The sequence below is a fragment of the Bacillus sp. FSL R10-2780 genome (genome assembly GCF_038006125.1).
GTDB classification, from domain to species: Bacteria; Bacillota; Bacilli; order Bacillales; family Bacillaceae_G; genus Bacillus_A; species Bacillus_A cereus_U.
On the sequence record NZ_JBBOUQ010000001.1, the window covers coordinates 3201046 to 3213361 of the forward strand.

Consider the following 12316-nt stretch of genomic DNA (forward strand, 5'->3'; position numbering starts at 1 on the left):
AGGTTGAAAACATAAAAAAATCGCCCCTTCAAATAAGGGACGATTTTGATCATCGCGTTACCACCCTAGTTGCAGACAAAAAAGCCTACCACCTTATTTACATAACGGCTTAGCACCGTCTTTTCCCTTTTGAATATAACTCAATCGAAAAAAGATGCTCTAGGGGCGTAATTCGCGATCATCTATGTGCTGATTTTCACCGACCATCAGCTCTCTAAAACAGGGAAATGATCACTACTTCTCCCTTTCCACGCTCAATTATTCATATACTTTTCTTTATACCATCATTTATATAGGCGTGTCAAATAGAGGTAGGGTTTCTCTCCTTCCCAATCCTTTACAACGTCGCAAGGAGTATCGTAATAAGAGAAAGAACTGGCACACCAACTAATAACGATACATGAAACACAACCGATAAATCATTCCCAATCGTCGCCTCCACAGGATCTTTCGCTGGAGAAGCAAGAAATCCAAGTAATCGATCGAAGCGACTTACCGTTTTCGGAAAATCCGGTATTTCTACATGGTCACTATCTAAATGCTGCTTTAATTTATATTCATTCTTAAAGGGATTTTCGCTCAATTTCATCCACCTCCAGCAATTGTTTCAATTTCTTTATCCCGTTATGAAGTCTCGACTTCACTGTTCCAATAGGAATATCTAGTACCTCTGCAATTTCTTTTTGCTGCATATCATGATAATAAGAAAGAATCAGGACCGCTCGCTGTTCTTCAGGAACTTTCAAAATTGCTTCTCTTACCGTGAGCCGATCTTCGTGGGAAAATTCCTTTTCTTGAATCGGTACTAAAAACGGTAAGAGCGAACGCCACTTTTTTCTTCTATTTAATTTATTAATCATAAGACGATAACCGATTTGAAATAAATACGTTTTTATTTTTCCTTTTTCGATTTCATACATATGTTTCTTATGCTCTAACGTTAAAAATGTATCTTGAACGAGATCTATACTCAGTTGTTCATCACGATTAAATCGATACAAAAATGTATATAGCGCTGGCTTGATTAAAACATATAGTTTTTCTCCCGCTTGCTTATCTCCATTTTGATACGCAAGCATGAGCTCCTCCTCAATCCCAATCTGCGCCATGATTTTTGATCTCCTTTATTCCTTTTAACGTTAATGAAATTCGGGAAATTAAATATACACTTGCGACAATAATCCACACTTGTGATTGATTCGTAAAAAATTGAACATATGGGTTTTGAATTGTATGGCCGGTTGAAACTAAAATGTTTAATGCTTGCACACATATGCATGCATACACTGCAAGACTGGCCGAGATAGTATCAAATACATTCCAGCGAAAATACACTTTTGTTTTTGTAAAATCAATTTTATATCCTTTTTTCCGCACTATATATTTTCTATCAAACGGAATAATGATTGAAAACATAACAATCATCATAACTCCAGCTGTAATCATTGAAACTTTAAATCCAATCGGCATCGGTAATAACAGACCACAAGAAAACACAACTATAATTCCAATTAAAGCAAAAGTAAGCATCAATTTATTGGACATATAAAAAGCCTCCCTCATCTATTCTTTCATAAATGTATACAGACGAGGAAGGCACTTCGTTCAAATATTATTTTATTTTTTTAATAATTTTCGCAGGATTCCCGCCAACTACTACATTATCTGGTACATCTTTCGTTACAACAGCTCCAGATGCAATGACTGCATTATGTCCAATTGTTACCCCCGGATTAATAATCGCTCTTCCGCCAATCCATACGTTATCGCCAATTGTTACTGGTTTTCCGTACTCTGATCCGCTTATGCGCTCCACCGGATCAAGTGGGTGCGTTGCTGTATAAATGTGAACTCCTGGAGCTAACATACAATTCACTCCGATTGTAACTGGGCATACGTCTAAAATAGTGCAATCAAAGTTTGCGTAAAAGTTTTCACTAACGTGAATATTATAACCGTAATCACATCTAAAAGAAGATTCAAGATGAATGTTATCTCCAGTCGTTCCGAATAATTCTTTTACGATTGCACTACGTTCTTCTAATTTTACTTCTGATGTTTCATTTAACTTTCTTGTTAATATACGAGCTTGCTCCCTCTCTTGTACTAAAACCGGATCAGCTGGTATGTACATTTCCCCTTGTATCATCTTTTCTTTTTCTGTTTTCATCATACTATCCCCTTTAACTTATATATATGAGTTTATGATACCATAAAAAAAGAAAGGTCTGAACGTCATTTCGTTCAGACCTTTCTCTCTTAATCTTCCATCGTCGATAAATCGCCTGTTGGTAAGTTTAATTCCCACGCTTTTAATACGCGGCGCATAATTTTACCACTTCTCGTTTTCGGTAATTTATCTCTAAATTCAATTTGTCTTGGCGCCGCATGAGCTGCTAGGCCTTTTTTCACAAATTGACGAATCTCTTCTTTTAATTCATCAGATGGTTCGTATCCCACGCGAAGCGCGATAAATGCTTTAATGATTTCCCCGCGTACTGGATCAGGAATACCAATTACACCAGCTTCTGCTACAGCAGCATGCTCGATTAATTTACTTTCTACTTCAAACGGACCAACGCGCTCACCTGACGTCATAATTACATCATCAATACGTCCTTGGAACCAGAAGTATCCATCTTCGTCCATATAAGCTGAGTCACCTGATACGTACCAATCTCCCGGCATGAAGTAAGAATCATATTTTTGTGGGTTATTCCAGATTCCACGCATCATAGCTGGCCAACCTTTACCAATCGCTAAATTCCCCATTGTGTATGGAGGCACTTCATTTCCTTCATTATCAACAATCGCTGCTTTCACACCTGGAATTGGTTTACCCATTGAACCTGGACGGATTTCCATACAAGGATAGTTACAAATAACTTGTCCACCTGTTTCTGTCATCCACCACGTATCATGAATACGAAGTCCAAATGCGCTCATACCCCAGCGAATTACTTCTGGATTTAATGGCTCACCAACACTTAATACGTGACGCACTTGTGATAAATCATATTTTTTAATTGTGTCTTGTCCAGCTCCCATTAACATACGGAACGCTGTTGGTGCGCTATACCAAACTGTTACACCGTAATCTTGTAACGCTTCATACCACGCTTCTGGACTAAAGCGTCCACCTAAAATAACATTTGATGCCCCCACTAACCACGGTGCAAAAATACCGTAAGCTGTTCCAGTTACCCAGCCAGGATCAGCTGTACACCAATATACATCATCTTCTTTTAAGTCTAATACCCATTTCGCTGTTTGATAATGCTGCACCATTGCGTTTTGAGCATGAAGGACGCCTTTTGGCTTACCAGTAGAACCCGATGTGTAATGAAGAATTAAACCGTCTTCACGGCCTAACCACTCGATATGTAATTCTTTTGAAGCTTGTTCAAATAAAGGATTGAACGCTACAGTTTTACCGCCTTCTTCTGCATTGTCTCCAACAAGGAAGACCGTTTTTAAAGCAGGTAAATCATTTAATGGTATGCGCTCTAACAATTCAGGAGTTGTAATTAACACCTTCGCTTCGCTATCTTCTAAACGATCGCGAACTGCGCCTTCCATAAATGCTTCAAATAATGGTCCAACAATTGCCCCTAATTTCACTGCACCTAGAAGTGCGAAATATAATTCTGGGGAACGCGGCATAAAAATAAAAACGCGATCGCCTTTCTCAACATCGCCATAGTTTTTCAGGACATTTCCTGCTTTATTAGAAAAATCCTTCATTTCCTTAAACGTATATTTCTCTTTTCGCGATCCATCTTGATAATAAAGTGCTACTTTATTCTTTCGATCGGATTTCGCATGCTTATCAATTGCCTCATACGCCATATTTACTCGGCCAGTTTCATTCCAAGTAAAATTTTTATTAACCTCTTCCCAGTTAAAATTCGCGTATGCCTCTTCATAATTCGGCAAATTATTTTCTCCTTTAATGACAGGAAGCGTTTCCACTTTCATACTTTACATCCCCCTCCTATGTATTCTATTATCTATTATAATGACATTATTTAAAATTTTCAGTATTTTTGTTGATTTTTAGACAAATTTTTAATGACAAAATTCGATTCACATCGCATATATTATAAAGTACGATATTAATAGATTCACAAACCCTCAAGGTGGTGAGCAATAAATTGATTCATAAAAAAATATATAATGCCAGAAACTTAAAAACAGCGAAAGGCACTTTAATTATTGAAGGTCCTGTCTCTACACATAACTTAGAAATGTATGAATTTCATCCAGACTTAATTGCGTTTCGTCCTGCCGAGCAGCAATATAAAGCAATTGTCGAAATTTCTAAATTACCAGAAGCTCGTCTCATTATTGCTAGACATGACCAAACGATCGTTGGATATGTTACATACTTATATCCTGATCCGCTCGAGCGATGGTCAGAAGGAAAGATTGAAAACTTAATTGAACTCGGGGCGATTGAAGTTGTCCCAGCCTTTCGCGGTTGCTCTGTCGGAAAAAACTTATTAGAAGTTTCAATGATGGACGATCATATGGAAGATTACATTATATTAACGACTGAATATTATTGGCACTGGGATTTAAAACAAACAGGCTTAAATGTTTGGGAATACCGAAAAGTAATGGAAAAAATGATGAATGCCGGTGGTTTACAATGGATGGCTACAGACGATCCTGAAATTTGTTCACACCCTGCTAACTGCTTAATGGTTCGCATCGGTAAGCGCGTCGATACGGATTCCATTCAAGCATTCGATCGTCTACGTTTTCACAATCGTTTTATGTATTAATAAAGGGGGCAACTGGAATGATTGTAGAAGAAATTATGAACCAAAATGTAGTAACATTACATCCAGACGACACAATCGAAACAGCAATCCGAACGATACGTACGAAAGGTATTCGGCACATTCCAATTGTCGATCAAAATAATCACGTAGTAGGCATTATTTCTGACCGGGATGTAAGAGATGCAAGTCCATCAATTCTTGATGAACAAGTTTCACTCGATATGCTACAGCAACCGCTCGAACTTATTATGAAACACCCTGTCATGACTTGCCATCCTCTTGATTTCGTTGAAGAAATTGCTACTTTATTTTTTGAAAATAAAATTGGCTGTCTCCCTGTTACAAAGGCCGGAAAGCTAGTAGGCATTATTTCCGAATCTACAGTACTGCACACGTTAGTGAAATTAACAGGAGCACATCAGCCTAGTTCACAAATTGAAATTCAAGTGAAGAATGAACCTGGTATTCTCGGAAAAGTAGTTGCTATTTTTAGCAATTTACAAATTAATATTGTGAGCGTTCTCGTCTATCCAGCAAAAGACGAGAATGATAAAGTACTTGTTTTCCGCATTCAAACGATGAATCCTCTAAAAGTGATTGATGCACTTGAAGCAGAGGGCTACCGCGTATTATGGCCAAACATAATGGGGATGCAAGCATGAGTAGCGCCTTCATTTATTCAGACGATTTTCGGGGCTATTCTTTTAGCCCTGATCATCCTTTTAACCAACTACGCGTCACACTTACGTATGATTTATTACAAAAGAGTGGTTTTATCTCCCCTTCTCAAGTCATCTCGCCAAGAATGGCTACGGATGAGGAAATTGCATTCATTCATACAGAGGAGTACATAAATGCGGTAAAACTTGCTGGAGAAGGAAAGTTAGAAAAATCAATTGCGATGACATATGGGCTCGGAACAGAAGATACACCGATGTTTCCAAATATGCATGAAGCAAGTGCATTACTCGTTGGCGGTACGTTAACAGCTGTCGATGCTGTTCTTTCTGGGAAAGTAAAACACGCCCTCAATTTAGGGGGCGGCTTACATCATGGCTTTCGTGGTAAAGCATCTGGCTTTTGCATTTATAATGATAGCTCTATCGCAATGAAATACATTCAGAAGAAATACGGTTTACGCGTTTTATATATTGATACAGATGCTCATCACGGTGACGGGGTACAATGGTCTTTTTATGACGATCCTAACGTGTGCACCATTTCATTACATGAAACTGGGCGTTATTTATTCCCTGGAACTGGCGCAGTAAATGAACGTGGACAAGGAAATGGATATAGTTATTCTTTTAACGTTCCACTCGATGCTTTTACAGAAGACGAATCATTTTTAGATTCATATCGAACTGTTGTAAAAGAAGTTGCAGAGTACTTTAAACCGGATATTATTTTAACGCAAAATGGTGCTGACGCTCATTATTACGATCCACTCACACACCTTTGCGCAACGATGAACATTTATCGTGAAATACCGAAGCTCGCTCGTGAAATCGCTAATGAATATTGCAATGGTCGCTGGATTGCCGTCGGCGGCGGTGGCTACGACCACTGGCGCGTCGTCCCAAGAGCCTGGGCACTCATTTGGCTCGAAATGAACAACATCCAAAACATCTCAGGTTATCTCCCTCCAGAATGGATTGACGCTTGGAAAGGACAAGCAGAAACAGAACTTCCCCTCACATGGGAAGATCCAGACAACATGTATCAACCTATCCCTAGAAAACCAGAAATCGAAGAAAAAAATACATTAACTGTAGCGAAATCTCTCGAAATTATTCGGAATAATATGACAAAATCTTTGTATTAAGCAGAAAGGAGGCTCATGTTCGAACGGCCTCCTTTTATTTATTGTCGGTTTCTGTCGGTAAGTCGATATATTTTAAAAATCGCTGATATATTTCGAGTTGCGGTCGATATAATCGAATAATCGCTGATATATTTCGAGTTGCGGCCGATATAATCGAATAATCGCTGATATGTTTCGAGTTGCGGTCGATATATTTTGATAATCGCTGATATATTTCGAGTTGCGGTCGATATAATCGAATAATCGCTGATATATTTCGAGTTGCGGTCGATATAATCGAATAATCGCTGATATATTTTCAGTTACTAATGGACTGGTCCAACTTTTATAAGACAAGGGAGTGATATTATGTGGAAACAACAAATAATTAACACGAAACGTGGCACATTTGAACTCTTTACAAAAGGAAATGGTGAACCGCTTTGCATTACACATCACTATTCACAATTTAATGAAACTGGTGATTACTTTGCGGATGTTTTTACTTCTACACATCGTGTATTCCTTATTAATTTACGAGACGCTGGTAACTCTGTAAAAGCCCGGTCAGAAAATGAATTACGTATGATCGAAACGATTCACGACTTAGAAGCGATACGAGAATCTTTACAATTTCCCACATGGCATTTTACTGGTCATTCAACAGGCGGTATGCTTGGACTTTTATATGCCATTACATATCCAACTTCCTTGCAATCATTAGTCATGGCCGGAGCCGCAGCAAGTAACTATACCGAAACACCATTTTGTATTTATCATCCAGAACATCCACAGTTTCATTATATGCAAGAACTCATCGAAAACTTGAAAAGCCCTCATCTTACAAATGCAGAACGAAAAGAATTATCTACTAAGAGAACCAAATTATCATTGTATAAACCTGAAAACTACAACTCTTATTTTTGTAAACCAATCCAAAAAACAATGTCCGCTAGCCGGATGAACGCTTTCTCTTATGAATATCCGTTATTTGATTTAAGAAAGTACTTACCTTCTATCCATACAAAGACGCTTATTATTTGCGGAAGACATGATGTGCAGTGCCCGATTCAATATTCTATTGAAATGCATGAGGGGATACGCAATTCTATTTTTGTGCCATTTGAGGACAGTAACCATTATCCTTTTTTAGAAGAAGTCGCCTTATTTACTTCTACTACTCAAAAATTTTATAAATCGTTACAAAAAAAAAGCAGCATGCACTAAACCTGCTACTTTTTTCATATTTTACTTCCCTACAAATGTAACTTGCTCGCCAGTCGCCCAGCCTCCCATCGGCATAACTGTATACTTCATTCCTTGCTGCAGAGTTGCACCGTTTTGTAAGTCGAAGATTCCTACTGTACCTTTTCGAGAGCTGAAGCGATATTGTGCTTCTACTTTATTTCCGTCTGCACTTTGTAATTCTACTTTTCTACCAGCAAAGAGTTCCATACTCGGATCTTTATCTAATGTAACTTGAATAGATGTATTGTCTATTGCTTCTGCACTTTGAATGATTAACGGAGCGATAGACGAAGCAGTAAATTTCGGATTTTTAACAGTTGCCCAATCAGACGTAATTGTGTATTCTGTTCCTGGTTTCAATGTTTGGCCAGCAGGTAAGCGGAATTTAGGCGCTTGTCTACCATCTGCTGCTTGTGTAAACGGAACATATCCAACTTCAATTTTCTCACCTGAACTTGCTGTAATCGTTAGTTTTCTATCACGAAGTGAAGAAATGATTTGATATTGTTTACCATCTTTATCTTTATTTTCTTCATCTAATTGGAATGCTTGATTACCTCTTCCTGCTTTATACGCTTCAATAATATTTGCATAATCTACCACACCATCTTCTAAAAATGATTCAATTTCAAACGTATCATTTGTCACTTGCTTCGCTTGGCGAACATTAATCTTTTCCGAACTTCCTTCAAACTTTTCTTTTTTACCACCCTTATAACTTAACGTATATTTTTTACCTGGTTTTTGCACCTTTACAGGTACGATATATGTACTCGTTGCCCCTGTTTTTAGTCTCGGTACATTCACAATTTCCAGGCCATTACTAAACACGAAGTTTTTCTTAATAGCATCTAAGTTTTCTAATTTCACTTCTTCTTCTGATAACGGTTTAGCAAACGTTAGTTGCAATGTCATCGCATTTAATGGCTCTAATTTCGTAATTTGTGCTTGTTGTTTTTTCTTCTCTTTTTTCGCCTCTTGCTTCGTTTCTTGTTTTGATTCCGCCTTCGTTTCACCTTGCGCGCACCCTGTTACAAGTACTGTAAATCCAATTACTGCTGGTACTAAAAATTTCATTTTTTTCATCTTTATACCCTCCAAATTTATGATTAATATCTTCATTGTTTCCTATGATATTTATAATAAATAGCGGGTATAAATTGCCTATAAATAAATTATTAAAAAAAGATAAAATAAAGATAATATATTTTTAATCTCATTTTTTTCAATAAAAAAACCTATCAACAATTTGACAGGTTCACTACACATTAAAGCGATAACCAGCTCCCCACACTGTTTCAATATATTGCGGATGAGCAGGATCTCTTTCAATTTTTTCACGTAACTTTCTAATATGAACAACAACCGTTGCTAAATCGCCAGCTGAGTCTAATCCCCAAATGCGTTCAAATAACTGTTCTTTATTTAACACTTGGTTTGGATGCATTACAAAAAATGTTAATAAATCAAATTCCTTCGTTGTAAACGAAACTTCTTCATTATTGATAAAAACTTTCCTCGCTCGCTGATCGATAGAAATCCCGTGAATGTATAATGTATCACGCTTCTTAACCATATTTCCTGATAATCTTTCATAACGAGAAATATGTGCTTTTACTCTTGCAACTAACTCACTTGGACTAAATGGTTTCGTTATATAATCATCTGCACCTAATCCGAGTCCGCGAATTTTATCTATATCTTCCTTCTTTGCTGAAACAAGCAAAATAGGAATGTCTTTTATAGCGCGTATTTGTTTACAAATTTCAAATCCGTTCATCTTCGGAAGCATAATATCTAAAATAATTAAGTCGTAATCTTCCTGTAAAGCCCTTTGTAAGCCTGTTTCTCCAGAATGCTCTACATCAACTTGAAAATCATTAATTTCTAAATAATCTCGCTGTAATTCTGCAATACTTACTTCATCTTCAATTAGTAAAACTCTCTTCAATTCATTCACCACATTCCTGTACTTTTTGCAGCGAGAAGAAAATACTTGTGCTTTCTCCAAGCTTACTTTCTGCCCAAATTTCCCCACCATGTTCTTCAACAATTTGCTTCGCTATCGCTAAACCAAGTCCACTTCCACCTGTGCTAGAATTTCGTGATTGCTCTGCACGATAAAAACGCTCAAAAATATATGGAAGTGTATCAGATTCTATTCCTGATCCATTATCCTTTACCTTCACGATAACTTTGTTTTCATTACTTGATGCTGTAACGGTAATTTTTTTCTCACCTTTATCCATGTACTTCACACTATTATGAATTAAATTCGATATAACTCTCTTTATTTTTTCACGATCCGCTATTACATATAGCGGTGATACATGCTGTAATTGTAAGTATACAGATATACCTTCTTCACTTAAATCCATCTGCATCTCTTCTATTAAATCTTGCATAAACATATTTAACTCTATCGTTTCAAACTGAAATGGAACTCGGTTCAAATCGAGCTTCGAAAACAAAAAGAGTTCATCAATGAGTGTGTCCATATGTTTTGCTTTCGTATGAATGGTTGTTAAATATTTATCCATTTTTTCCGGCGTATTTGCTATCCCATCTTTTATTCCTTCCACATAGCCTATAATAGATGTAATTGGTGTTTTTAAATCGTGAGAGATGTTTGAAATAAGTTCTTTTCGATTTTCTTCATATTGCGTTTGCATCTCAATCGACCCTTTTAACTTCTTCCTCATTTCCTCAAATCCTTGGTTTAACTGTCCTATTTCATCATGCGATGTAGCTGGAATTTGAAAATCTAAATTTCCTTCTTTAATTCTCTCAGTCGCATCTTTCAATACAAAAATTGGTTTTATAACACTTCTTGAAACGAAGTAACTTAATAGTCCAATAAGTAAAATGGCTAAAAGTAAGAGCGATACGAACAAAATTGGAAATAATTTTTGTGTAAGATCTACGAACGAACTTTGCTTTTTTAGTACAAATATACTCCCTTCTTCATTCTCTGGAAAATAAAAATCAAATTTTACATATCGATAAAATGTACCATTTAGTTCCGTTGTGCCACGACTATTGATATTTGTCTTTTCAAACTTTGGAAGAGCTTCTTTTAAAGCTACGCTTTCAAATACTTTTGAAGCATATGAAATTGCTTCTCCTTTCCTTACAACTATTTTCACATCCTCCTCTTCAATCGATGACATGAACGATTCATCTAACAATTGCGATTGATTCTGTTTAGCCTCCGATTTCAATTCAAGAAAAATATTTTCTTCTTCTGCCGTCAGTGGCTTTTGAATATAAGAACTTTTGTAGAAATTTTTCACTGATTCTAAATCACCAGTTATCGAAAAAACAATTAAAAATCCCGTAACTAATATAAGCGTAATGGAAACGAGAATAACAGCGATATAAGAAAATAAAAATCTTGTTTTAATAGACATAATTAAAATCCTCACTTTACCCCGCTATTTGTGGGCAGTAAGACTCCCACCTCAAAATTCGCCTGGAGCAAAGAAGTTAGGTGGAAGATCAACTGCCCGTAAACGCCCGATTGGTGAAGGCTAATAATCAGTGGGGGATGCCCCCCCATTGATTAAAGTTTCACTTTATCTATCCTTATTACTCATAAGCATAAAAATATATGTTCAAATACTCAAGCGATTTTATAGTAATTTTAGCACCAGTTTATAAAAATTTAATGTTCCTATTTTACAGTTTAAATTAGGATACCGAATTGCTTACAAAAGGAGGTTGAAATTCCATGTTCAAAAAAACATTAAGCATGATGTGTTGCGTAATTTTTTTACAAGGATGCTCACAAGAACAAGAAGTTAAAAAGGAGATGACAAACATGGAGACAGCACTACTAACAGCTACTGAGAAACAAGAAACTAATACTGTTATATCATTACTCAAAAAAGGGGCTGACATAAATATAACGGACAATAAAGGACGTACTTCTCTTATGATTGCTACATACAAAAATGATGTAAAAACCGCCAAAGCTCTTATCGACGCTGGTGCTGACGTAAATATCCAAGATGATATGAAAAACAATCCATTTCTATACGCCGGTGCAGAAGGTTACTTGGACATTTTAAAACTAACGATTGATGCTGGTGCGGATCCAGCACTTACGAATCGTTACGGTGGAACAGCTCTTATTCCCGCGTCAGAACATGGCTATATTGATGTTATAAAAGAACTCCTTACTCGAACAAATATCGATGTAAACCATATAAATAACCTCGGATGGACAGCTTTAATGGAAGCCATCGTACTAAATAATGGAGATGAAGCACAGCAACAAGTCATTCAACTTCTTATTGAATATGGTGCTGATGTAAATATTCCCGACAATGATGGTGTTACCCCATTGCAACACGCCCGTTCTCATAACTTTGAAGAGATAGAGAATATTCTGTTAGAAGGACGTAAGTAAAAAGCTAATTTTTGCCTTCCTCTCCCACCCTATGCTACATTTAATTCGTCAAATAAATACTATTAA

At 36.7% G+C, this 12316-nt stretch carries 13 protein-coding genes and 1 other annotated feature; of the genes, 5 read left to right on the plus strand and 8 right to left on the minus strand.

The annotated features are described in order from the left end of the window. Positions 1 to 32: 32 nt before the first annotated feature. Positions 33 to 260 (minus strand) — a binding site (T-box leader). Between the two features lie 77 nt (positions 261 to 337). From NSQ47_RS16700 to acsA, 5 genes are all read right to left on the minus strand, one after another. Next, positions 338 to 583 carry a hypothetical protein gene (locus NSQ47_RS16700; protein ID WP_002160222.1) on the minus strand — a complete coding sequence of 82 codons (246 nt, stop codon included), beginning with the start codon at positions 581 to 583 and terminating at the stop codon, positions 338 to 340. Beyond that, the gene (locus NSQ47_RS16705) at positions 564 to 1109 is read right to left on the minus strand and encodes an RNA polymerase sigma factor (protein ID WP_002160221.1); all 546 of its coding nucleotides are present in this window, start codon (positions 1107 to 1109) and stop codon (positions 564 to 566) included. The genes NSQ47_RS16700 and NSQ47_RS16705 overlap by 20 nt, the downstream gene beginning before the upstream one ends. Then, positions 1090 to 1545 (minus strand): hypothetical protein, encoded by a 456-nt coding sequence (locus NSQ47_RS16710; protein ID WP_341037424.1) that lies wholly within the window; start codon positions 1543 to 1545, stop codon positions 1090 to 1092. Before NSQ47_RS16710 ends, NSQ47_RS16705 begins: the two co-directional genes overlap by 20 nt. 67 nt (positions 1546 to 1612) lie before the next feature. Beyond that, positions 1613 to 2170, minus strand: coding sequence for a maltose acetyltransferase domain-containing protein (locus tag NSQ47_RS16715; protein ID WP_033710727.1), 558 nt, complete (start codon positions 2168 to 2170; stop codon positions 1613 to 1615). Between the two features lie 89 nt (positions 2171 to 2259). After that, positions 2260 to 3978 (minus strand): acetate--CoA ligase, encoded by a 1719-nt coding sequence (acsA, locus tag NSQ47_RS16720; protein WP_002145366.1) that lies wholly within the window; start codon positions 3976 to 3978, stop codon positions 2260 to 2262. Between the two features lie 176 nt (positions 3979 to 4154). Between acsA and acuA the strand changes: the two genes are divergently transcribed. The 4 genes from acuA (at position 4155) to NSQ47_RS16740 (ending at position 7818) form a co-directional block, all read left to right on the plus strand. Further along, positions 4155 to 4787 (plus strand): acetoin utilization protein acetyltransferase AcuA, encoded by a 633-nt coding sequence (gene acuA, locus NSQ47_RS16725; protein ID WP_002112293.1) that lies wholly within the window; start codon positions 4155 to 4157, stop codon positions 4785 to 4787. A 17-nt stretch (positions 4788 to 4804) separates the two neighbouring features. Then, positions 4805 to 5449 carry an acetoin utilization AcuB family protein gene (locus NSQ47_RS16730; RefSeq protein WP_002160217.1) on the plus strand — a complete coding sequence of 215 codons (645 nt, stop codon included), beginning with the start codon at positions 4805 to 4807 and terminating at the stop codon, positions 5447 to 5449. Next, entirely contained in the window at positions 5446 to 6612 is a 1167-nt protein-coding gene (acuC, locus tag NSQ47_RS16735) for an acetoin utilization protein AcuC (RefSeq protein WP_016106362.1), read from the plus strand. Before NSQ47_RS16730 ends, acuC begins: the two co-directional genes overlap by 4 nt. A gap of 327 nt (positions 6613 to 6939) precedes the next feature. Beyond that, positions 6940 to 7818, plus strand: coding sequence for an alpha/beta fold hydrolase (locus NSQ47_RS16740; RefSeq protein WP_341038244.1), 879 nt, complete (start codon positions 6940 to 6942; stop codon positions 7816 to 7818). 21 nt (positions 7819 to 7839) lie between these two features. On the opposite strand, the gene NSQ47_RS16745 is transcribed toward NSQ47_RS16740, so the two are convergent. From NSQ47_RS16745 to NSQ47_RS16755, 3 genes are all read right to left on the minus strand, one after another. Next, complete coding sequence (locus tag NSQ47_RS16745) at positions 7840 to 8925, minus strand: hypothetical protein (protein WP_199708924.1); 1086 nt, start codon at positions 8923 to 8925, stop codon at positions 7840 to 7842. Positions 8926 to 9100: 175 nt separating this feature from the next. After that, a complete protein-coding gene (locus NSQ47_RS16750; RefSeq protein WP_033714038.1) occupies positions 9101 to 9790 on the minus strand; it encodes a response regulator transcription factor in 690 nt (229 codons plus the stop codon). 1 nt (position 9791) lies between these two features. Continuing rightward, positions 9792 to 11249, minus strand: a complete 1458-nt coding sequence (locus NSQ47_RS16755; protein WP_002112299.1) for a sensor histidine kinase — start codon at positions 11247 to 11249, stop codon at positions 9792 to 9794. A gap of 320 nt (positions 11250 to 11569) precedes the next feature. Between NSQ47_RS16755 and NSQ47_RS16760 the strand changes: the two genes are divergently transcribed. Then, a complete protein-coding gene (locus tag NSQ47_RS16760; RefSeq protein WP_341037429.1) occupies positions 11570 to 12250 on the plus strand; it encodes an ankyrin repeat domain-containing protein in 681 nt (226 codons plus the stop codon). The last annotated feature ends 66 nt before the right edge of the window (positions 12251 to 12316 follow it).